The 23440-nt window shown below is 39.6% G+C and carries 22 protein-coding genes; 15 read left to right on the top strand and 7 right to left on the bottom strand.

Annotated elements, in window-relative coordinates:
• The first annotated feature begins 215 nt into the window (after nucleotides 1-215).
• The 6 genes from glpX to prmC all read left to right on the top strand — a co-directional run bounded on the left by glpX (nucleotide 216) and on the right by prmC (nucleotide 6325).
• Nucleotides 216-1178, top strand: coding sequence for a class II fructose-bisphosphatase (gene glpX / locus NSQ14_RS17895; protein ID WP_034773232.1), 963 nt, complete (start codon nucleotides 216-218; stop codon nucleotides 1176-1178).
• 528 nt (nucleotides 1179-1706) lie between these two features.
• Entirely contained in the window at nucleotides 1707-3005 is a 1299-nt protein-coding gene (gene rho, locus NSQ14_RS17890; RefSeq protein WP_082026129.1) for a transcription termination factor Rho, read from the top strand.
• A 203-nt stretch (nucleotides 3006-3208) separates the two neighbouring features.
• Complete coding sequence (rpmE, locus tag NSQ14_RS17885; RefSeq protein WP_034773224.1) at nucleotides 3209-3412, top strand: 50S ribosomal protein L31; 204 nt, start codon at nucleotides 3209-3211, stop codon at nucleotides 3410-3412.
• A 346-nt stretch (nucleotides 3413-3758) separates the two neighbouring features.
• On the top strand, nucleotides 3759-4406 hold the full coding sequence (locus tag NSQ14_RS17880) for a thymidine kinase (protein ID WP_034773223.1): 648 nt from the start codon (nucleotides 3759-3761) through the stop codon (nucleotides 4404-4406).
• Nucleotides 4399-5469, top strand: a complete 1071-nt coding sequence (gene prfA, locus NSQ14_RS17875; RefSeq protein ID WP_034773229.1) for a peptide chain release factor 1 — start codon at nucleotides 4399-4401, stop codon at nucleotides 5467-5469. The genes NSQ14_RS17880 and prfA overlap by 8 nt, the downstream gene beginning before the upstream one ends.
• Nucleotides 5456-6325 carry a peptide chain release factor N(5)-glutamine methyltransferase gene (gene prmC, locus NSQ14_RS17870; protein WP_034773221.1) on the top strand — a complete coding sequence of 290 codons (870 nt, stop codon included), beginning with the start codon at nucleotides 5456-5458 and terminating at the stop codon, nucleotides 6323-6325. The genes prfA and prmC overlap by 14 nt, the downstream gene beginning before the upstream one ends.
• A gap of 84 nt (nucleotides 6326-6409) precedes the next feature.
• Here the strand turns inward: prmC and spoIIR are convergent, their stop codons facing one another.
• Nucleotides 6410-7135 (bottom strand): stage II sporulation protein R, encoded by a 726-nt coding sequence (spoIIR, locus tag NSQ14_RS17865; RefSeq protein ID WP_034773219.1) that lies wholly within the window; start codon nucleotides 7133-7135, stop codon nucleotides 6410-6412.
• A 344-nt stretch (nucleotides 7136-7479) separates the two neighbouring features.
• Between spoIIR and NSQ14_RS17860 the strand changes: the two genes are divergently transcribed.
• From NSQ14_RS17860 to upp, 8 genes are all read left to right on the top strand, one after another.
• Nucleotides 7480-8538, top strand: a complete 1059-nt coding sequence (locus NSQ14_RS17860) for an L-threonylcarbamoyladenylate synthase (protein ID WP_034773218.1) — start codon at nucleotides 7480-7482, stop codon at nucleotides 8536-8538.
• A 197-nt stretch (nucleotides 8539-8735) separates the two neighbouring features.
• On the top strand, nucleotides 8736-9290 hold the full coding sequence (locus tag NSQ14_RS17855) for a manganese efflux pump MntP family protein (protein WP_034773217.1): 555 nt from the start codon (nucleotides 8736-8738) through the stop codon (nucleotides 9288-9290).
• An 88-nt stretch (nucleotides 9291-9378) separates the two neighbouring features.
• A complete protein-coding gene (locus tag NSQ14_RS17850; RefSeq protein ID WP_041845013.1) occupies nucleotides 9379-9810 on the top strand; it encodes a low molecular weight protein arginine phosphatase in 432 nt (143 codons plus the stop codon).
• A 43-nt stretch (nucleotides 9811-9853) separates the two neighbouring features.
• Nucleotides 9854-11146 (top strand): methyl-accepting chemotaxis protein, encoded by a 1293-nt coding sequence (locus NSQ14_RS17845; protein WP_041845014.1) that lies wholly within the window; start codon nucleotides 9854-9856, stop codon nucleotides 11144-11146.
• Nucleotides 11147-11452: 306 nt separating this feature from the next.
• Entirely contained in the window at nucleotides 11453-11893 is a 441-nt protein-coding gene (gene rpiB, locus NSQ14_RS17840; RefSeq protein ID WP_034773212.1) for a ribose 5-phosphate isomerase B, read from the top strand.
• Between the two features lie 92 nt (nucleotides 11894-11985).
• Nucleotides 11986-12561: a TIGR01440 family protein gene (locus tag NSQ14_RS17835; RefSeq protein ID WP_034773211.1), complete on the top strand. Its 576-nt coding sequence runs from the start codon at nucleotides 11986-11988 to the stop codon at nucleotides 12559-12561.
• 344 nt (nucleotides 12562-12905) lie between these two features.
• Entirely contained in the window at nucleotides 12906-14165 is a 1260-nt protein-coding gene (gene glyA, locus NSQ14_RS17830) for a serine hydroxymethyltransferase (RefSeq protein WP_041845015.1), read from the top strand.
• Nucleotides 14166-14461: 296 nt separating this feature from the next.
• Nucleotides 14462-15091, top strand: a complete 630-nt coding sequence (gene upp / locus NSQ14_RS17825) for a uracil phosphoribosyltransferase (protein ID WP_034773209.1) — start codon at nucleotides 14462-14464, stop codon at nucleotides 15089-15091.
• Between the two features lie 103 nt (nucleotides 15092-15194).
• Here the strand turns inward: upp and NSQ14_RS17820 are convergent, their stop codons facing one another.
• The 6 genes from NSQ14_RS17820 to NSQ14_RS17795 all read right to left on the bottom strand — a co-directional run bounded on the left by NSQ14_RS17820 (nucleotide 15195) and on the right by NSQ14_RS17795 (nucleotide 21402).
• Nucleotides 15195-16163, bottom strand: a complete 969-nt coding sequence (locus NSQ14_RS17820) for an ABC transporter ATP-binding protein (RefSeq protein ID WP_034773208.1) — start codon at nucleotides 16161-16163, stop codon at nucleotides 15195-15197.
• Nucleotides 16141-17136: an ABC transporter ATP-binding protein gene (locus tag NSQ14_RS17815; RefSeq protein ID WP_034773207.1), complete on the bottom strand. Its 996-nt coding sequence runs from the start codon at nucleotides 17134-17136 to the stop codon at nucleotides 16141-16143. Before NSQ14_RS17815 ends, NSQ14_RS17820 begins: the two co-directional genes overlap by 23 nt.
• A gap of 9 nt (nucleotides 17137-17145) precedes the next feature.
• On the bottom strand, nucleotides 17146-18693 hold the full coding sequence (locus NSQ14_RS17810) for a glutathione ABC transporter substrate-binding protein (protein ID WP_034773206.1): 1548 nt from the start codon (nucleotides 18691-18693) through the stop codon (nucleotides 17146-17148).
• 27 nt (nucleotides 18694-18720) lie between these two features.
• Nucleotides 18721-19617, bottom strand: coding sequence for an ABC transporter permease (locus NSQ14_RS17805; RefSeq protein ID WP_034773204.1), 897 nt, complete (start codon nucleotides 19615-19617; stop codon nucleotides 18721-18723).
• Nucleotides 19618-19633: 16 nt separating this feature from the next.
• The gene (locus tag NSQ14_RS17800) at nucleotides 19634-20575 is read right to left on the bottom strand and encodes an ABC transporter permease (RefSeq protein ID WP_034773202.1); all 942 of its coding nucleotides are present in this window, start codon (nucleotides 20573-20575) and stop codon (nucleotides 19634-19636) included.
• 377 nt (nucleotides 20576-20952) lie between these two features.
• The gene (locus NSQ14_RS17795; RefSeq protein WP_041848008.1) at nucleotides 20953-21402 is read right to left on the bottom strand and encodes an Lrp/AsnC family transcriptional regulator; all 450 of its coding nucleotides are present in this window, start codon (nucleotides 21400-21402) and stop codon (nucleotides 20953-20955) included.
• Nucleotides 21403-21651: 249 nt separating this feature from the next.
• Here NSQ14_RS17795 and ggt point away from each other — a divergent pair, with 249 nt between their 5' ends.
• The gene (gene ggt / locus NSQ14_RS17790; protein ID WP_375293563.1) at nucleotides 21652-23265 is read left to right on the top strand and encodes a gamma-glutamyltransferase; all 1614 of its coding nucleotides are present in this window, start codon (nucleotides 21652-21654) and stop codon (nucleotides 23263-23265) included.
• Nucleotides 23266-23440 lie beyond the last annotated feature (175 nt).

Genomic DNA, 23440 nt, shown 5'->3' with positions numbered 1-23440 from the left:
ATCAAGCGACTTTTCTTTAACCTCAATCCGTAAGATAGTGTGCGTCAAAAATCCGCTTACACGGTTTTTTTAACATTTTATTAACCTTCGCTGACAGACATAACAATCTTTTCCATTATTTTGTTTCAATTGTGTCCTACAAAATAAAAAAATGTGTTATAATATATTGGATCTATGTTATTCGTTAAAAAATAGTTTTTCAGGGGGATTACCGGATGGAAAGAAGTTTGTCAATGGAATTAGTTCGAGTGACGGAAGCCGCCGCATTAGCATCAGCCAGATGGATGGGACGGGGAAAGAAAAATGAAGCGGATGATGCTGCAACTCAAGCAATGCGACAAGTTTTAAACACAGTCCCTATGAAAGGAACCGTAGTCATTGGCGAGGGGGAAATGGATGAGGCCCCAATGCTTTATATAGGTGAGAAACTTGGTACAGGAAATGGCCCGTGTGTTGATATTGCCGTTGATCCGATTGAAGGAACAAATATCGTAGCCTCCGGGAGCTGGAATGCGCTTGCAGTTCTTGCCATTGCCGATGAAGGGAATTTGTTACATGCGCCTGACATGTATATGGATAAAATTGCCGTCGGTCCCGAAGCTGTCGGACAAATCGATATTAATGCACCGGTTATCGATAATTTACGTGCGGTAGCAAAAGCAAAAAATAAAGATATTGAAGACGTTGTTGCAACAATTTTGAATCGACCGCGTCACGAAAAAATTATCCACGAAATCAGGGAAGCCGGTGCACGAATTAAACTTATTAATGAGGGAGATGTTGCCGCAGCGATTAACACCGCGTTTGATCATACCGGTGTCGATATCCTGTTTGGAATTGGCGGCGCACCGGAAGGAGTTATTGCTGCGGTTGCTTTGAAATGTCTGGGCGGAGAGTTACAAGGTCGACTCCAGCCGCAAAATGATTCAGAAGTTGAGAGATGTAAACAAATGGGTGTCGATTATAACAAGACATTACTAATGGATGATTTAGTTTGCGGGGATGATGCAATTTTTGCGGCAACAGGAATTACCGATGGAGAATTACTCAAAGGTGTTCAATTAAAAGGTGCTTACGGATTAACTCATTCTGTCGTTATGAGGGCAAAATCAGGAACCGTTCGTTTTATTGACGGAAGACATAGCTTTAAGAAAAAACCGGACCTTGTTATGCAATAAAGAAAATTGGGCGTCTATACGACTTTGAAACTTTTTTCGGTAGTTGATTAATCAGGGTGTGAAGCGATTTTGAAACCTTTTCAGTAATAAAAGACGTAAATGCTTGTTGCGAAAAAAACTTGGACGACAAAATGCGTGTTGAACTTTTTTCGGTTGGAAAAGCACGAATAAAACTCATTTTAGCTTGCGTTAATCCAGTCTGTGATAAACCCCAATCATGTAAATCAACCCATGATTGGGTATTTTTAAGAATTTTGTCAAAAAAAGTAAAAAAATTTTCTCGACTTAAGGCATATTACTACTTTAGCTTCTTAAAAGAATATGGTAATATAGTTTTGGACTATTTGCCAAACAGTAGAGAAAATAATTTCCCTTTGAATACCAATAATTCTATGAAGAAGTAAACAAGCTGCCCCAACAGCTTACCAAATCATCACTTCTTTATTCCCTTCAAAAGAACAACCCAATTTATTAACAAACAGAAATAAATAAACATTCTATGTAAATTTGAAAAGCGTGGTGTAGATTTTGGAAGAAGTAAATGTAAATGTAAATATTGCTCAGTTGGAGAATATGAAACTGAAAGAGTTGTACGAGCTTGCACGGAAATATCAAGTTTCTTATTACAGTAAATTGACCAAAAAAGAACTGATTTTTTCAATTCTTAAGGCACGTGCAGAGCAAGAAGGTTTCTTTTTCATGGAAGGCGTTTTGGACATTATCCAGTCAGAGGGCTTCGGTTTTTTACGTCCGATCAATTATACGCCAAGCTCAGAAGACATATATATTTCAGCCTCGCAAATTCGCCGTTTTGATCTCAGAAACGGGGATAAAGTATCCGGAAAAGTACGGCCGCCAAAGGAAAATGAACGGTATTTCGGACTTTTACATGTAGAAGCGGTAAACGGTGAAAACCCTGAAACTGCGAAAGAACGTGTTCATTTCCCGGCACTTACTCCGCTATATCCGGACCGGCAAATCAAGTTAGAAACCGAACCTCATATCTTGTCGACACGGATTATGGACTTAGTTACACCGGTTGGTTTTGGACAACGGGGTTTGATTGTTGCTCCGCCTAAAGCAGGGAAAACCGTTCTATTAAAACAAATTGCCAATAGTATTACAAGAAACCATCCGGAAGCAGAGTTAATCGTTTTACTGATTGACGAACGGCCGGAAGAAGTAACCGATATTGAGCGCTCCGTAAAAGCAGAAGTCGTCAGTTCAACCTTTGATGAAGTTCCGGAAAATCATATTAAGGTTGCTGAGCTTGTGCTTGATCGGGCTATGCGTTTAGTTGAACATAAACGGGATGTTATCATTTTACTGGATAGTATCACAAGACTTGCCCGTGCCTATAACTTAGTAATTCCGCCAAGTGGACGGACACTTTCCGGGGGAATTGACCCGGCAGCATTCCATCGTCCAAAACGATTTTTCGGAGCTGCCCGGAATATTGAAGAGGGTGGCAGTTTGACTATTTTGGCAACGGCATTAATCGATACCGGTTCTCGTATGGATGATGTTATTTATGAAGAATTCAAAGGAACCGGTAATATGGAGCTACATCTGGACCGGGCACTTGCAGAAAGAAGAATCTTCCCGGCAATTGATATTCGGCGATCAGGCACACGGAAAGAAGAATTGTTATTACCGAAATCCCAACTGGAAATCTTATGGGCACTTCGCAAATCATTATCCGATACGCCTGATTTTGCTGAGAAATTTATAAGAAAATTGCAGCAATCGAAAACAAATGAGGAATTCATTACAACATTAACGGATGAATTAAAAAATAATGGAGTTTCGAAACGGGCATTATCATAGAAGATTTTCCTTGTTTTAAAAGGGCATTATCATAGTAGGTAGACTTTGAGCAAAAAGATCAAATGGTATTGTTTTACAGCAAACGATTATTGCTTTTTAGGAGGCAACTTGCTATAATAGTAATAGTGTTTTTTTAACGATACCTTTATGGATGAGAAATAACTCTGTTTCAGAATGATTCAGGGCAAAAGGAGTGAAATAGGATGAAAGCAGGAATCCATCCAAATTACAAACGTGTAATGGTAAAATGTGCTTGCGGTAATGAATTTGAAAGTGGATCAGTTAAAGATGAAGTACGTGTAGAAATTTGTTCTGAATGTCACCCATTCTATACTGGTCGTCAAAAATTTGCTACTGCAGATGGTCGTGTTGAACGCTTCAACAAAAAATACGGTCTTAAACAATAGACGGTATGGTCCATTTGTGTGGCTATATGTTTCGGATATAAAACAGGCAAGAAGTTCTGATCACTTGCCTGTTTTTTTATACGTCCATTAGTGAAAATTCCATCAGCGGAGGGTTTCTTCATTCCCTCATGATGGTTAGTTGAACGAATCGGACGAATGCCGGCAGTTCAATCGGCACCTATTTTTTTGTAAATTAGAATCATAAGGTGGGAGTCTTACTACCCGTTAAAAGTGGGATAAAGCGAAAAAGGGGTTTCCATCAACGAATGTATCGATTATTATATAGATTGGGAACCAATAATAAGAAATAGACTCGTCAATTGTGATGGAAGGAGCAGCAATCAGCATGTATGTAATGAAGCAATCAGGATGGGTAGAGGTCATTTGTGGCAGCATGTTTTCCGGAAAATCCGAGGAATTAATCCGAAGAGTCCGTCGCTGTCAGTTTGCCAAACAAAAAGTAGAAGTTTTTAAACCGAAATTAGATGATCGCTACAGTAAAATAGAGGTCGTTTCCCATAACGGAGATGCCATTCATGCTCATCCGGTGAGTGATGCTGATGATATATTTGACTTTATAACAAAAGATACCGATGTGGTCGCCATTGATGAAGTACAATTTTTTGATGATCGGATTGTAGACATTGTCCAGGAATTAGCGAATGAGGGCTATCGGGTCATCGTAGCCGGACTGGATTTAGATTTTCGCGGGGAACCTTTTGGACCAATGCCGAAGTTGTTAAGTATCGCTGAACAAATAACTAAATTGCAGGCAGTTTGTACAATTTGCGGATCACCGGCCAGTCGTACACAACGATTAATTAACGGAAAGCCGGCATCTTATTACGATCCGGTCATTATGGTAGGAGCAACAGAAAGTTATGAGCCACGTTGTCGTCATCATCATGAAATCCCGGATCTCCCAAGAGAAAAATTAAGAGTGCGGCCGATAAAAATATATGGAAGGGGTGAAGTAACGGATGTCGATGTTTGATCGATTAGCTGCTGTGGAAGACCGTTATGAAAAATTAAATGAATTACTTAGTGATCCGGATGTAGTTAGTGATCCGAAGAAACTGCGGGAGTATTCAAAAGAACAGTCAGCTATTCAGGAAACCGTGCAAACCTATCGTGAATATAAACAAGTTAAAGAAGAACTCCAAGATGCAAAATTGTTGTTGGAAGATAAACTGGATGCGGAAATGCGTGAAATGGTCAAAGAAGAGGTTGCCAGCCTGGAGGAACGTGCTGAACAACTGGAGGAACAATTAAAAATTTTATTGATTCCAAAAGACCCGAATGATGATAAAAATGTCATTATGGAAATCCGTGGTGCAGCAGGTGGTGAGGAAGCGGCGTTATTTGCCGGAGATCTGTTCCGTATGTACAGTCGTTATGCTGAGAGTCAAGGTTGGAAAATTGATGTTATCGAAGCCAATTCCACCGGTTTAGGCGGATATAAAGAGATTATTTTTATGATCAATGGCCATGGTGCCTATTCGAAATTAAAATATGAAAATGGCGCTCATCGTGTCCAACGAGTGCCAACAACAGAATCAGGCGGCCGCATTCATACGTCGACGGCTACAGTCGCTGTTCTGCCGGAAATGGAAGATGTCGATGTGGAAATAAATGAAAAAGATATTCGCTTTGATACGTTTGCTTCAACGGGCGCCGGTGGGCAAAGTGTTAACACGACGATGTCCGCAGTCCGTTTAACGCACATACCAACCGGCATTGTTGTTACTTGTCAAGATGAGCGTTCACAAATTAAAAACCGCGAAAAAGCCATGAAGGTATTACGTGCCCGGATTTATGATAAATACCAACAAGAAGCGCAAGCCGAATATGATGCAAACCGGAAATCTGCAGTCGGAACCGGCGATCGTTCTGAGCGGATTCGTACCTATAATTTTCCGCAAAACCGTGTAACGGACCATCGAATTGGTTTGACTATCCAAAAACTCGATCAAATTTTGGAAGGCAAATTGGAAGAAATTATTGAAGCATTAATTTTAAATGAACAGGCGGAAAGATTAAAAAATGAAGCAAGCTGACGGAAAGTATATTTTTGAAGCTCTCAACTGGGCTTCTTCTTTTTTAGAGGAACATGGTCGGGAAAAAAATGTGTCGGAACTCGCTCTTCGCCATGTATTAAAGATGGGCCGTACCCGACTATTGCTGAATTTGCGGGAAAAGTTGAGCTTATCTGAGTGGTTCGCATTCCAAAAATTGATTTATCAACATGTTGACGGGACTCCGATTCAATATTTGCTTGGTTATGAGGAATTTTTTGGAAGGAAATTTGTCGTAAATCCGGATGTATTAATTCCCCGTCCCGAAACTGAAGAATTGGTCCTTGGCATGCTGGAAAGAGTGAAAAAATATTTTGGAACCTGTCAAGGATTGGACTGTATTGATATTGGAACGGGGAGCGGTGCCATTGCGATTACTTTAAAACTGGAAATGCCGGAATTGAATGTCATTGCCTCCGATGTATCAAAGGGAGCATTGGTTATAGCTGAGGAAAATGCGAAAAGGTTCGGTGCTGATATTCAGCTGGTTGAAGGGGATTTATTGGAACCGTTTATCGGGAAAAAGCGGTTTGACATCATTGTTTCAAATCCACCTTATATTCCGCTTAGTGATCGTGGAAGCTTATCAACAGTTGTCAAAGATCACGAGCCGCCTTCCGCTTTGTTTGGCGGACTGGATGGCCTGGATTTTTATCGAAAAATTATTCAGCAACTGCCACATGTAATCAAAGAAAAGGCATTAATCGGTTTTGAAATCGGTAGCGGCCAAGGACAAGCCATTAGGGAACTCGTCCGCGAACTATTCCCTCTTATAGATATTGAAATCGTGAATGATATCAATGGCAAAGAACGAATGGTGTATGGTTATATTGAATAAAGGTTTTTTATACTCTACAAACAAAAAGGTAAGCTCTTTGGAAACGACGGGCTTTCTACCATACGGTTTTCCAAAAGCTTACCCTTATTTAAATAAATCAAATATATTTTCAATGAATTCTACTAAAAAGAATTTTACTTCTACATCCTCTTCATTTTCTTCCACATATAGTTGTTCATTTGATTGATCGTCTGAATTTGATTTTGCCGTCACGTCATTTTTTTTCTCTTTATGTGTAGTCAGGTCTATTTTCGTGTCATCTGAAACATTTTTTCCTTTATCCTCAAATCCATCGCTCACCGCAGTCCCGCTTGAAAAATCCAAGAAACAAAGCGGTGGAAACAAGACACACCACCAATTGGCCCCGGTCCCTTCCCCAAGCGTTATTAACACTGCTTCATATTTCCCGGCTGGATAAAGAAAATTACCATATAGTTTTGTCGGAAAATCCACTTCCCCAAAACGAATTTGAACCTTCTGATTTACCCCGTTTTCTTCCAATACCTCTTTTGCCGTTGCCTCAAGAATATCTAAATTTGTAATGATTTTTTCTCTTGCCGCTTCCATGGAGGTTAAGTCGCTAACCCATTCGGTAATTTGGGCATTTACTCGATCCCGAACAATTCTTTTAATCTCTTGATCTTGTTCGGAATTACTATTTGCTAAAATTCGTAGTCGAATGGCTTCATTTGGGATAACCACTACATCTTCCTCTTGTGCAAAACTTTTTGGTAAATATAAACTAAACATACTGGCGATCGTAACCAATATGAAAAAGAATGCTATTGCATGTATCGATTTTTGCCTCATCGAATTCCTCTCCCTTCAGTAACCCATTGTTGACCAAATCTATCAATCTTATTCATTGCCATTTAAAAAAATTGCAAGGAGCGTTGTTTCTGTAATGATTGTTCGTTCCTTACTTTTATTTTTTGCACTTTTTTCCTATACTTATAAAAAGAAGTTCTAGATAAACAGTGCTCGCCTGTGGATAAAAGGATGGTTGAGGGCATATTTATCCACATTTTAAACATGTTTATCCACAGTTTTGTGGATAGTTTCATTGACTTTCACTAATTTTATGGGGTTTCATTCATGTTTTGTGGATGATAACAGTCGAACGATTATAATTTTCAACAAAGAAGGAGAAAAACATGTTAACAAAAATATGGACTGTGGATAAAACTGTGGAAAATTTATACACATATCCACAGATTATTGAAGCGGCAGAGGTATTACAAAAAAATGAAGTGGTGGCATTTCCGACAGAAACGGTGTATGGCTTAGGGGCAAATGCATTAAGCGATGAAGCTGTTAATAAAATTTATGAAGCAAAAGGCAGGCCAAGTGATAATCCACTAATTGTTCATATAAGTAAAATGGAAGATGTGGATAAATATGCGGAAGAAATACCGGAACAAGCTAAAAAATTGATGAACGCATTTTGGCCCGGTCCGCTAACAGTCATCTTAAAAGTAAAGCAAGGAATTTTATCAAACAAGGTAACGGCAGGACTTCCAACAGTAGGAATTCGCATGCCTAACCACCCTGTTGCCTTAGCGTTAATTGAAGCGAGCGGGTTACCGATTGCTGCTCCAAGTGCCAATCTTTCTGGTAAACCAAGCCCTACGAAATTCCAACATGTGTATAAGGATCTAAATGGAAAAATTTCCGGGATTGTGGACGGAGGTGAAACCGGGGTTGGTGTGGAATCAACGGTCATAGATTGTACAGAACCAATCCCGGTTATTTTGCGTCCGGGTGGTACAACAAGAGAGGAGATTGAAGGGATTATCGGTTCGGTTGGCATGGATCGGCAAGTGAAGGAAGAAGTGGAAAAACCGAAATCACCGGGGATGAAGTATACACATTATGCACCGGCTGCACCAATGTATTTGGTGGATGGCAGCCCTGCTTTTTTACAAGAAACGGTGGATTCTATGCGGAAAATCGGCAAACGTGTCGGCATATTAACGACGGATGAACGGGTAAATACATATCAAGCCGATATGGTCGTCAGTTGTGGACAAAGAGAGCAATTATCCACAGTGGCTCATCATTTATATGATGCATTACGCCAATTTGACCAAGAAAAGATCGATATGATTTACGGAGAAGTTTTTCCCCGTGAAGGAATTGGTGTTGCAATTATGAACCGCTTATTAAAAGCAGCCGGTCATCGAATAATTAAAGAACACACCTCAAACCGTTGATTAACTTTATAGATAGTATGAGCCTGTTTTTCGTCAAAACTGTCCATTAGCGCGGCTTTCCCTCCGTAGCAGTTCCCCGAAATATGAGCTGTTTTGTCCAAGAGAAAGTCGCGATGAAAAGCATGTCTATTCCCCCAAAAACCTGCATATGTTTATAAAAGCTAGTCCAAGAGTACGTTCTGGGTAGGGGGAATTACATGTCTACTGTTACAGGTGAAGTATTTACACTGTCGTTGATGGCTTTTGCGTTGGGGATGGATGCATTCTCAGTTAGCTTAGGTATGGGAATGGCCTCGATAAGGTTAAAACAAATTGTAAAAATTGGCCTGACTGTCGGGTTATTTCATATCTGGATGCCGTTGATTGGAATGCTGACCGGGAATTTTTTATCCGAACAATTTGGAGCACTTGCCACGTATGCCGGTGGGATATTATTGATCCTCATTGGTTTCCATATGTTTATGTCCGGTTTTAAAAATGATGAAAAAAGAAGTTTTAAACCGATTGGTATCGGCTTATTTTTATTTGCCATCAGTGTCAGTTTGGATAGTTTCTCTTTAGGATTAACGCTGGGAATTTTCGGTGCCAAGACTCTAACTGCAATAACGTTATTCGGCTTTTTTGCAACTATTTTAACATGGGCCGGACTATTGTTAGGCCGTAAAATGAAAGGAATTATTGGTCAATACAGTGAAGCTTTTGGCGGTTCCATTCTTTTATTCTTTGGTATTAAACTAATCTTTCCTTTTTAAATATGAAACTATTCTCTCACTTCAGCCTTCCTGCAAAAAACTTTTAATATGAACACCATTCTCGTATAATAAAATAGGGGGATTGGATATGAAAAAAATATTATTTATTTGTACCGGGAATACATGTAGAAGTCCAATGGCAGAGGCAATTGCAAGAAAGCTTGATAAAAACCTGGAAGTCAAATCAGCAGGACTTTTTGCTGTACAAGGATCTGACATTTCGCCGTTTGCAAAAGAAGTTTTACAAGAAAATGACATAGTCCACCAACACCAATCCACTCCATTTACAAAGGAAGTTGCCGATTGGGCGGATCTTATTTTGACGATGACGAAATCCCACAAAGATTATATCGTTGGTCAATATCCCGATTTACGACATAAAGTTTTTTCTTTAAAAGAATTTGTTAAGGCAGATGGAATGGATGTCAGTGATCCGTATGGCGGTTCTATTGATACATATCGACGTACATACCAGGAATTATATGACTTAATCACAAAGCTGGAGGATCAATTGTATTAGGTGTATAAAATAAATTATCAATGTCTTCAAAGGGGAGGAGCACATGAACAGAAAAAAATATAAATTTAGTCTCCGCAAAAAGCTGGTCTATTTTACAACATTACTGGCATTGATTACTTACTCAACAAGTGCTTTTTTTATTTATATTCTTTACCCCTTATTCTTTGAAAATATCATTAATCAGTTTGTCTTCACAATTGGAACATTAGCTCTCGGAATTATTTGGTCAGGTATATTAGCTTTTTTGGCGGCATTTTTTATTGTTCGTCCGTTAAAAGATTTAGAGCAGGCTGCCATGCAAGCGGCAAGTGGAGAAATTACAAAAGATGTAAAGGTTTCCAAATCAGATGATGAAATTCGGGCTGTCGGATTAGCGTTTAACTATATGCTTGAAAACTTGCGCAAAATGGTTAGGCAGATTGAGAATAATTTTTCTGAAACCAATGAAAAAGTGCTTCTAATTTCACGAGAATCAAGAAAAGCAACGGAACAAGCCGAAAATATTGCAAAGACCATTACAGAAATATCAAAGGGTGCTGAGAATTCCGCTGAGTCAATTCAAAACACGGCAGAGTCAATTGAAGATGTGATAAAAATTGCGATGGAAGTGCAGACAAAAGCGAAAAACTCTGAAAAAGAATCGAATGAAATGCTTGATGTTTTGCAAAAAAGCAGACAAGCTATTTCTTCACTCATCACCGGGATTGAAGACTTGGCTCTGGCTAATAAAGAGTCATTGGAATCGGTTCATCGCTTGGCTAAAAATGCGGAACAGGTGGAACAAATCATTCATCTTGTCGGGGATATTGCCAACCAGACGAATTTGTTGGCACTGAATGCCTCAATTGAAGCGGCACGTGCCGGTGAACATGGCCGAGGTTTTGCGGTTGTTGCAGAAGAAGTTCGGAATTTAGCAGATGAGAGTGCCAAAGCGGTTCATGGAATTTCCGAACTTTTAAATAATATTCAAAATGAAGTGAAACAAGTTCTAAACCAAATTTCCGGTCAGGTCGAATCCGTCGATCAAGAAGTAGCTAAAGGGGCCGGTACAAATCAAATGATGGAAGATATGACAGCAAAGATTTATCAAGTTGCCGAGGCCGTGAAAAATATTTCCGTATTAGTTGACCAACAAATGACCAGTATTCACAATACATCAATCCAATCTCAGGAAGTATCAGCCATTGCCGAAGAGACCTCAGCGGGTGCTGAGGAAGTGGCCGCTTCAACCCAGGAACAAACATCTGTAATTACTAATGTAGAAGAAATTGCAGTTGAATTAAAAGAACTGGCCAATAAATTGAAAGAAACGATAACACAGTTTAAAATCACATAAATTTTACAATGATGATGCGGCCGAACAATACGAAAGGGAAACAAAAATCGTTTCCCTTTTTTTATACGTTAAGAAAGTATAAATTTCCAGCAAAGAAGCGAATTCGACGTAGTTGGAAATTTTGAGAATTAAGATTTTTTAGAAAAAGCATAAAATACCGGTGGAAATTTTAGGTTCAGGCGTCCTCCCTTTTTGTAGCCCTTGGTTTTCCAAGCCTGTAAGTATACCGGATTTTTTCAATTGTGATAAAATGAAGATATAGATTCATACTAGAAGGTACATACACGAATAGTAGAGGTGATAAGGATGAAGGTAGCCGTTGCAGCAGATCATGGCGGTGTCCATCTGAAAGGTGAAATCGTAAGTTTATTGGAAGAGCTTGGAATTGAATATGAAGATTTCGGTTGCGATTGTGAAACATCGGTTGATTATCCGGACTATGCCCTACCTGTTGCGGAAAAAGTGGCAAACGGGGAATTTGACCGGGCCATTCTTATTTGTGGAACAGGAATCGGTATGAGTATTGCAGCGAATAAAGTCAAAGGCATCCGCTGTGCGCTTTGTCATGATGTTTTTAGTGCAAAAGCAACCCGTGAACATAATGATACAAATATTTTGGCTATGGGTGAACGGGTTATCGGTCCGGGACTGGCCCGTGAGATTGCAAAAACATGGTTAACAACTGAATTTCTCGGAGGAAGACATCAAAGACGTATCGGAAAAATTGATGAATATGAAAATAAATAAGATGGGACCGGAATTACACATTTATAAGTAAACCCATTGTTTTTAAAATGCTATTTTCTAGATAGTATGAAAAGTATGAGGTGAACGAAAGAGTGGAACGGATCGAACAATGGAGGGAAGAGGCTAAGCAAATTTTTTCAGAGTTTGCCGAGAAAATCGATGTAAAGAAAAATCAAATTCTTGTCGTAGGCTGTTCAACTTCTGAAATCATCGGGAAAACCATTGGCACGAAAGGATCAATCGATGTAGCAGAAATGATTTATCAGGAATGTAAGCGATTTGCCGATTCGACAGGGGTCAGCCTTGCCTTCCAATGTTGTGAGCACTTAAACCGAGCGTTGGTAGTCGAACGTTTGACAGCGGAACGTCATGGATTGGAGGAAGTTTCAGTCATCCCCGTTCCAAAAGCAGGTGGGTCAATGGCGGCCTATGCTTATCGTCAATGTTCCGATCCGGTCGTTGTTGAACAGATAAAAGCAGATTTTGGAATTGATATCGGGGACACTTTTATAGGGATGCACTTGAAACACGTCGCTGTTCCGGTACGAGTTTCGAGAAACCAAATTGGCAGTGCTCATGTCACCCTTGCAAAAACAAGACCAAAACTAATCGGAGGGGAAAGGGCCGTATATCAATTAGATCATGACGATTCCACTTGCCTAACATAAATAGTTTTTAAAATCAGGGTCCTGCTCATAACGGAATATTTTTTCCTAAAGAGCAGCGACCCTTTGCATATATTTCCCAAAACACGAACATTCAGTGTAGAATTTCTGTAAAAAATAGATAGTTTCCGAATATCAAAAAACATGTTACAATAATAGAGCATTCAAATTTTTTCTAATTTCGTAATATGTACATATTTTTGGTTCACTGCCAAAAGCCTTTGCTTAAAGTATGAACGAAATATTTTCGGTAAAACCCTTTTGGGAACGATTCATATTTTTGGCAAAAGGTGAAAAATGAAATCGCCATACGGCAAATCGAAAACAACTGGAAGGGGATAAAGAAGATGAGTCATATTGCTAAGCAAGACCCGGCTGTTTTTCAAGCAATTCAGGATGAGTTAAAAAGACAACAAAACAAAATTGAGTTAATTGCTTCTGAAAACTTTGTTTCTGAAGCGGTTATGGAAGCCCAAGGATCTGTTTTAACGAACAAATATGCGGAAGGGTATCCGGGGAAACGGTATTATGGTGGCTGTGAATATGTTGATGTTGTGGAAGACTTAGCGAGGGACCGAGCGAAACAAATTTTTGGAGCGGAACATGCCAACGTTCAACCACATTCCGGAGCACAAGCAAACATGGCTGTCTATTTTTCTGTTTTACAGCCGGGTGATACGGTTCTTGGTATGAATCTATCCCACGGAGGCCATCTCACTCACGGTAGCCGGGTAAATTTTAGCGGGAAACAATATCATTTTGTCGATTATGGTGTCGATGAAAAAACGGAAACAATTGATTATAACGATGTATTAGAAAAAGCCCGGACCCATAAACCGAAATTAATTGTCGCCGGTGCCAGTGCTTACCCGCGGGTCATCGATTTTAAAAAGTTCCGCGAAATTGCGGATGAAGTTGGTGCCTATTTCATGGTGGATATGGCTCACATCGCCGGCCTTGTTGCTGTCGGACTTCACCCTAATCCGGTTCCTTATGCGGATTTTGTCACGACGACCACACATAAAACTTTGCGCGGACCACGGGGCGGAATGATTCTTTGCAAAGAAAAATATGCAAAACAAATCGATAAGGCAATTTTCCCGGGGATACAAGGCGGTCCGTTGATGCATGTAATTGCGGCTAAAGCGGTAGCCCTTGGTGAAGCATTGCAACCGGAGTTTAAAACATACATCGAAAACGTAGTCACAAATGCAAAACAACTCGGTGAAACATTGGTGGAAGAAGGGTTAAGACTTGTTTCCGGCGGTACGGATAATCATCTTTTACTAGTTGACTTGCGGTCGCTCGGATTAACCGGAAATGTTGCGGAAAAAGTATTGGATGAAATTGGGATCACATGCAACAAAAATACGATTCCTTATGATCCGGAAAGCCCGAATGTAACAAGTGGTATTCGTCTTGGTTCGGCAGCAGTTACCTCACGCGGTTTTACGAAAGAGGATATGGTCGAAGTGGCCAAAATCATTGCAACAACCTTAAAAAATTATCAAGATCAAGCTGTTTTGGAAACTTCCCGGGGACGTGTTCAGGCGTTAACAGAAAAACGTCCATTGTATGTAAATGTCGTTCAGGAAAACGAATCCTAAAAAATTAATAAATCACTTCTTATATTCAGCCTCCGAATAGGGGGCTTTCATTTTGGCAATTTATCGTAGAAAAGTTAAATTGAGTTAATATGAGTAAAATAATTTTCCAAGATTAGTGAAAGATTTTATTAGGAAAAATAATTATACACATACATATAATTGTGCTAATCTGAACAAGACAAATGCTTAACTAATATGATAAGATAAAGAAGGAATTGTAGAACTTTGTATTTTTTTGTAAAATAAAGCGAGTCCGTATGCAGGAAAATTTAAAATCTAAAAAGGGGCTGTTTTCTATGGGAAAAGTTTACGTTTTTGACCATCCTTTAATCCAACATAAGCTTACATACATACGAAAAAAAGAAACCGGGACCAAAGAATTTCGTGAATTGGTTGACGAAATTGCGACATTAATGGCTTTTGAAGCAACAAGAGACTTGCCCTTGGATGAAATCGAGATTGAAACGCCGGTTGCAAAAACAAAAGCAAAAGTACTATCAGGAAAAAAATTAGGGATTGTTCCTATTTTACGTGCCGGAATGGGTATGGTTGACGGGATATTAAAATTAATTCCTGCCGCAAAAGTCGGACATGTCGGTTTATACCGCGATCCGGAAACATTAAAACCGGTGGAATACTATGTGAAATTTCCTTCAGACATTGAAGATCGGGACTTCATTGTTGTGGATCCGATGCTGGCTACAGGCGGATCCGCTGTCGAAGCGATTAACAGTTTGAAAAAACGCGGGGCGAAACATATTATTTTCATGTGTCTAATTGCCGCACCGGAAGGATTGAAAGCATTGGAAGAAGCCCATCCGGATGTCGATATTTACATCGCTGCCCTTGATGAAAGACTGAATGAAAAAGGGTACATTATCCCGGGCTTGGGAGATGCCGGCGACCGGTTGTTCGGGACGAAATAAACTGTTGTAAAGTCATCTAGGAGCCTTAAAATCAAGTTGTGTTTAAAAAACCCAGAAATGATGAATTTTCCACATTCCTGGGTTTTCTTATTTTATCAATCAGTCATACTTCATGACAGGCGACAAAATGTCCTTCTTCAACTTCTCGCCATTCCGGACGAGTTACTTTGCACTGTTCAGTGGCTAATGGGCAACGAGTGTGAAATGGGCAACCGGTTGGATAATTGGATGCACTTGGAATTTCACCTTCAAGCTTGATTCTTTCCTTGTTTTTCCCCGGGATTGGTCGAGGGATTGAGGAAAGTAAAGCTTTTGTGTAGGGATGCAACGGATTTCGATAGATTTGATCCGATGTACCTAGTTCGGCAGTTGTACCTAAGTACATGACCAATACACGGTCGCTAATATGACGGACGACACTTAAATCATGAGAAATAAACATGTATGTCAAATGATGTTTTTCTTGCAGTTCCAGTAAAAGTTTAATAATTTGTGCTTGAACGGATACATCCAAGGCAGAAACCGCTTCGTCACAAATAACTAAGGATGGATTGAGTGCAATCGCTCTAGCAATCCCGATTCTTTGTCGCTGACCGCCACTAAACTCGTGTGGAAAACGATCGTAATGCTCCTTTTTCAATCCGACCTCTACTAAAAGTTCTTTAACCCTTTGGACTCGTTCGTTTTTTGATAAATTTGTATGGATAATAAATACCTCTTCTAAAGCGTCACCGATTCTTTGTCGAGGATCCAGTGATGCAAAAGGATCTTGGAAGATCATTTGCATATGTTTTTTATATTTTTTAAGTTGGCTGTCGGATAAATTACCGATTTCTTCGTCACGAAAGCGGATATTGCCGCCTGTTTTTCTTTCCAATCCAAGAACGGTACGACCAAGTGTTGACTTGCCGCAACCGGATTCTCCAACGACACCGAGTGTTTCTCCCTCATATATGGTGATATCTATATCATTAACAGCTTTGACATAGGCTTTTGTACGCTTTAAAATGCCTTTTTTGATTGGATAAAATGTTTTTAACCCCTTTATCTCAAGAAGTGGCAGCTGATTCAATGTGCATTTTCGCCTCCTGAAGCCAACATTTTACTTCTTGGTTTTCAGATATTTTAAATGTCGGCGGATTTTTTTGTCGGCAAATATCCGTTGCAAATGGGCAACGCGGATGGAAGCGACATCCTTCTATTTTTTCATCTAAATTCGGCATCGATCCCGGGATCACGTTCAATTCATGGGCATCCGCTTCAACATCAGGAACTGCAGCCAGTAGTCCTTGTGTGTATGGATGTTTCGGATTCGCAAATATTGTTTGGGCATCACTCATCTCGACAACTTCACCAGCATACATAACCATTACCCGATCGGCTATTTCAGCAACAACCCCCATATCATGGGTTACAAATATAACGCCCATGCCCATTTGTTCTTTTAATTCTTCAATCAAGTCCAATATTTGCGCTTGAATGGTAACATCGAGGGCAGTTGTTGGTTCATCAGCAATTAATAATAATGGTTCACAAGCGAGAGCCATGGCAATCATAACCCTTTGTCTCATCCCGCCACTAAGCTGGTGAGGATATTGATTAATTTTTTCTTCGGGGTTTGGAATCCCGACCTTTCTTAATAGCTCAATACTTGCTTGTTTTGCTTCCTTTTTCGATATTTTTTTATGGATTAAAAGCGGTTCTTGAAGCTGGTAGCCAATTGTGAAAACCGGGTTTAATGCCGTCATAGGTTCTTGGAAAATCATTGATATTTTATTCCCACGATAGGATTGCAATTGTTCATCGGTCAACCCGACCAACTTATCATTTTCGAGCTTTATTGAACCTTCCACAATATTTCCGTTCTGCGGGAGAAGTCCCATGATGGATAAAGAAGTGATACTTTTCCCACAACCGGATTCTCCAACAATACATAATGTTTCTCCTTTATCAACATGGAAGGAGATGGACCGAACAGCGGTTAACGGTCCTTTCGCTGTCCGGAATTCTACTTTCATGTTTTCAACTTGAAGTAAGTGATTCATTCCCTCCCCCTACTTTCTACTAACATTATATAAATACCATAAACCTGTAGGATCAACAGTTAAACCGGAAATAGATTTATCATAAGCGACAGATACCATTCCGTGATCCATTACTATCATTGGGGCATCTTTAATTACCATTAAATTGGCTTCGTTCAACTTTTGTTTACGAACTTCTTGATCTACCGTACTCCGGGATTCATCAACAAGTTTGTCAAATTCAGGATTGTTATAACGGACATTGTTTGATGAACCAATATTATTGGAATGCAAGTTTGGATATAGCAGTTCGCTACCATCACCGGTACTGTTTGCCCATCCTAAGAAGGTCATTTCAAAATTCCCTGTTCTTGCAGCATCCAAGAATGAACCCCATTCCATTGATTCAATCTTAACTTTTAAACCAATTTCGGATAATTGGGATTGAACAATTTCAGCCATTTTCATATAATTCCCTGTGTTTCCGACTAAGATGGTAATCGGGGTACTACTATAACCATGTTCTTTCACAATTTGTTTTGCTTTTTCAGGGTTATACGGGTAGCCAGCCTCTTTTGCCTTTTCATTATAACCAAATACTTTTGGGCCAATAATGCTTTCGTTATACTCTCCTAAACCATTGAGTTGCTTGACATAAGCTTCTTGATCAACACCATAGGCAACTGCTTGTCTAAATGGCAATTCATTGAATGGTGCTTTATCCATATTGAAGCCTAAATAGGAAACACGAGTACCTTCAGAAATTTTTAAGTTAACATTTTTTAATGATTTAACCCTAGATAAAAGATCGGATTGGATTGCGTCGATAAATTGAACTTCACCAGTTTGCAACATTGAGATTGCTGTTGAAGCTTCCGGAACAACCTTAAATGTTACTTTTTTAAGTTTTGCTGGTTTTTTCCAATAGTCATCATTACGAGTTAAAGTGACATGATCACCCGGTACCCATTCAACAAATTTGAATGGACCTGTACCGACTGGGTTTTTATTAATATCGCCTTTTTTATCAGCAGTTGGACTTACAATCGATGCGTTTGAATGAGCTAGTGCCGCTAACATCGGTCCATATGGTTCTTTCGTTTTAATAACAACTGTATGTTCATCTTGCACGTCAATTGAATCAATTGGTGCTAGTAAGGAAGCTCTTGGTGCTGCACGGTTCGGATCTTTAATTTGTTCAAATGTATATTTTACAGCTTCGGCATTGAAATCTGTCCCATCATGGAATTTAATTCCTTTTTTCAGCTTAATCACCCATGTATTCGGATCCGGATTTTCATAGGATTCAGCAAGGAGCGGCTCCGGTTCCATAGTTTTCGGGTTTAAGGTAAACAGTGTTTCATAAACTTGCGCAATGACATTTGTAGAAGGTTGATCATTTGTATCAATCGGGGATAACCCGGCTGCATCAGCGGTTGATGCATATGTGATTTCTTGTGCTGCTGCCCCGCCACTTGAAGACCCACTTGCTTTGTTGCTACCGTTACCGGAACAACCTGCGAGAACCAAGGACAAGGTAAAAAGGATTGCCAATGATTTTATTAAATTTTTCTTCATGACTATTTCTCCTTTAAGTAATTATGATTATGAATCAAATTTTATATTTGGGTCTAATGCGTCACGCAACCCGTCACCAACAACATTGAATGCGAAAACGGTCAACATGATTGCAATACCTGGTAAAATGGCCATATGTGGTGCTTCCCACATAAAATCTTGTCCTGCAGCTATCATGGCACCCCACTCAGGTGAAGGCGGTTGAGCACCTAACCCGAGGTAGCTAAGAGATGCACAAGAGAGAATTGCTGTAGCCATTCTTGTTGTGGCAAAAATAATAATTGGCGCTGTACAGTTTGGCAATATGTGTTTAAAAATGATCCGTGTATGACTTGCTCCGATTGATTTCATGGCCAAAATATATTCTTGGTTTTTGACCGATAAAACACTGCCTCGGACAATTCGTGCACAACCCGGAATAGACCAGATACTGATGGCGATGATAACATTTACTAAGCTTGTCCCCAACATTGCAATAATGAGCATAGCCAACAATGTACCGGGGAAGGCAAATAAAAGATCAACGATACGCATTATGACGGCATCTAATTTTTTAAAGTATCCACTAATCAGACCGAGAAGGACTCCGCCAGCTAATCCAAGTACGACGGAAGTAAGACCGACAATCAAGGAAATCCGTGCACCGTATACAAGTCGTGACCACATATCTCTACCGTAGTTATCTGTTCCAAGGAAGTGACCTGCTGTACCGATGCTTAGTTTGGCGCTTGCCAAGTCCTGTTTGTAAGGATCATGAGCCACGAGAACCGGAGCAAATATTGCTAAAATCACCTGAATAAGAATAATAGAAATCCCAATAAGAGCCAGTTTATTTTTACACATCCGTTTCCATGTATCTAACAAAAAATGGCCTTTTTTCCCTCTATTAACATCCTTTTTTTCTAATGCTATTCCATTTTCCAAAAATCTCACCCCCTTATTAGTCGTAGCTGATTCTTGGATCAACAGCTGCATATAAAAGGTCAACAATCAAATTAATGAAAACAAAGATTCCAGCAACAAGGAGGACAGTTCCTTGTACCATTGGAAAATCTCTAGAAGCAATACCTTCAATCATTAGTCTACCAATTCCATTGATGGCAAAAACTTGCTCGGTAATGATCGTTCCTCCCAACAAGCCGCCGAAGTTAATTCCGGCAACGGTTAAAACAGGAATCAATGCATTACGCAACGAATGAACCCAAACAACCTTTCTCTGCTTGACCCCTTTGGCACGCGCAGTTCGTATGTAATCAGCTTGGGCTACCTCCAACATAGATGAGCGTGTCATCCGGGCAATAATAGCTGCTGTTGATGTCCCTAAGGTAATGGCCGGTAAAATTAGCTCTTTAAAACCTTCTGTTGTATAGAATGGAGAATTTAATCCACCAATCGGCAACCATTGTAAATTTACGGAAAATAATAGAATCAACATTGTCCCTAACCAAAAATTTGGAATTGAGACACCGACCAACGAAAAAGTTGTGCTGGCAAAGTCAAGCATGGAATTGGGCTTCCTTGCCGAAATGATTCCGGCTGTTATTCCAATTACGATAGCAACAATCATGCTTGCTACGGCTAATTTAATTGTAATCGGAAATCTGGTCGTAATTGCTTCTGTAACGGATTGCCCTGTCCGGTAAGAATAGCCGAGGTCACCATGAATAAGGCCATTCATATAATCAATGTATTGGACTAACACAGGTTTGTTCAATCCCAAATCTGCTCTAATCGCTTCAATATCAGATTTAGTTGCTGTTGGTCCGCCGATGATTGTTGCCGGATCGCCCGGGGCAAGATGCATACTCATGAAAACTATAAAAGAAATACCAATGAGTAATAGAACCATCTGAGCAAATCTTCTGATAATAAACTGTACCATCTTCCACCCCTCCTTAAAAATTAGGTTAATATAACATTTGAAAAATTTTAAATTAGTTTCTATAATAGTTTACAAATTAAAGGTTGTCAACAGTTTGAATTAACAAAAATAAAGAAAATACATAATAGCGCATACATTTATGATTAAAAATGAACTTTTTACCATCATTTTGTGGATGAATAAATATATTGGAAGCTATGGAATATCACGGTAGAACGATGGAGATATCATTTATTAGTTTTGACAGAATAACAAAAAACTGTCCGAGTGGTTTTCTTATTTGGTAAGATTCAATGAATCAATGTGTGTAAATTCACTAAATCTTACCAAAGTTCCACTGGACAGTTTTAAATAAAGCGGGTTTATTTCGAATTCGATTATAGTTTGAAACCACTTCTGCTTTTAAATCTCCTGAGAATCACAGAACTTTCTACTCGAGTAATCCCCTCAACAGAATAAAGCTCAGTGTTGATGAATGATTCTAGCATTTTAAAATCCTCAACTAAAACGTGCATATGAAGTGTACTTGGGCCGGTCATTTGGTAAATACTGGCAACGTTTGGGTTAGCTGCCAAATTCTCAGCTACTTTAATTAGTTGCATCGGTTCCACATCCACCTCAAAGAATGCGGATACTTGTTTCCCTGCATTTTCTGAATTAATAACAACGGTAAATTTTTCAATAATCCCCCGTTCTTTTAAACTTTCAATTCGATCTTTAACGGCCACCCGGGAAAGGCCGACTTTTTTTGCCAATTCAACATAGGAAATTCGTCCATCTTTCGTTAGTTCATTCAATAGCTTCTTATCGATATCATCTAACTTCATTGCGACATCTCCTTTCAAACTGCCTTTTTCATATAATAGCAGAAAATTTTTCGTGTAAGAATGTGTTGAACAACCCATATGAAATATATTATCAAATAAAAATAACAAAATGTAAGTCATTATTTAAATTAACTTTTAAAATGGAAACTATAATATAATAAATTTTTATTTTTGTCTGATTTATTATTGACAAAATCTTAATTTGTTTGTATCATTCAATATAATTCAGAAAATAAGGGGGAGAGGTTCGTGATTTCATTTAACCATCTGTCCAATCCGTATTCAATTCCTAGGAACGCTACCTATGCAAGAAAGGGGATAGTTGCTACTTCTCAGCCCCTCGCTGCACAAGCCGGATTGGAGATATTAAAAAAAGGCGGGAATGCCATTGATGCGGCGATTGCCACGGCAGCCTGTTTGACTGTTGTTGAACCGACATCGAATGGTATTGGTGGTGATGCATTTGCCTTAGTTTGGACAAATGGAAAGTTATATGGTCTGAATGGGAGTGGGCCGGCGCCAAAATCGATTTCCATCGATGCTGTGAAAGAACGGGGATTTAATGAGATTCCAACCCATGGCTGGATTCCGGTGACGGTTCCAGGTGCTCCCGGTACTTGGGCAGAGCTGTCGAGGCGGTTTGGCAAATTACCGTTATCGGAGGTATTAAAACCTGCAATCGAGTATGCAAGTGAAGGATATCCAATCTCCCCAACTTTAGGAAGATTTTGGGAACGGGCTTTTTCTATTTATAAAAATAAATTAACAGAGGACCACTTTCAGCATTGGTTTGAAACCTTCGCACCAAAAGGGCGGGCACCACGGGTCGGCGAAATTTGGGCATCACCCGACCATGCAAAAACGCTGCAATTAATCGCAGAAACGAATGCCGAGTCATTTTACAGAGGTGAGCTGGCGGAAAAAATTGCCGCATTCTCTAAGGAAACAGGAGGATTTTTAAAAGATGAAGATTTAGCCAATTATCGACCGGAATGGGTGGAGCCAATTAATGTTAACTATCGTGGCTACGATGTATGGGAAATTCCGCCGAATGGGCAAGGTATCGTTGCACTTTTAGCATTAAATATTTTAAAAGGTTTTGAGTTTCATGAAAAAGAATCCGTAGATGTGTATCATAAACAAATTGAAGCTATGAAACTTGCATTTAGCGACGGGCAGAAATTTGTAACAGAGAAAAATAAAATGTCTGTGACACCGGAACAACTATTAAGTGAAGCATATGCCGAGACAAGGAGAAAACGGATTGGTGAGGAAGCACAGTTCCCTGAAGCGGGTGATCCTTCCGGCAGTGGCACGGTTTATTTAGCAGCGGCTGACAAAGACGGAAATATGGTTTCCTTCATTCAAAGTAATTACATGGGATTCGGTTCCGGTTTAGTTGTACCGGGGACAGGAATTGCTTTACAAAATCGGGGACATAATTTCTCCTTTGATCCGAGTCATGCGAATGCGTTAGAAGGCGGGAAACGTACATATCATACGATTATCCCGGGATTTTTAACAAAAGGAAATGAAGCGGTCGGTCCGTTTGGTGTGATGGGCGGATTCATGCAACCACAAGGACATGTCCAAGTTATCATGAATACGATTGATTTCGGGTTAAATCCGCAAGCTGCCCTTGATGCACCAAGATGGCAATGGATGAAAGGTAAAGTTGTTGAATTTGAAAATCGTTTTCCGCACCATATTATCCAAGAGTTGGAAAGAAGAGGACATCAAGTTAATATTCAATCTGAGTCGAACAACTTTGGCAGAGGGCAAATCATTTGGCGAGATGAAAAAACAGGTTGTCTCATTGCCGGCAGTGAGTCAAGAACAGATGGAACTGCAGCTGCATGGTGATTGAAATTTAACATAAACTAGTTTTGGGTAGAGGATCAATGTTGATGTAGCCTCATGCTATCTTGCGTGAATGAAAATTAACATAAACTAGTTTTGAGTAGAGGATCAATGTTGATTTAGCCTCAACTAATCATAATTGAAATTTAACATAAATTTGCTTTGGGCAGAGGACCGA

Origin of the sequence: Caldifermentibacillus hisashii (genome assembly GCF_039654145.1) — a bacterium.
Taxonomy (GTDB): Bacteria; Bacillota; Bacilli; order Bacillales; family Caldibacillaceae; genus Caldifermentibacillus; species Caldifermentibacillus hisashii.
The sequence above is the reverse complement of the archived record's forward strand: the minus strand, read 5'-3'. Positions and strand labels throughout refer to the sequence as shown.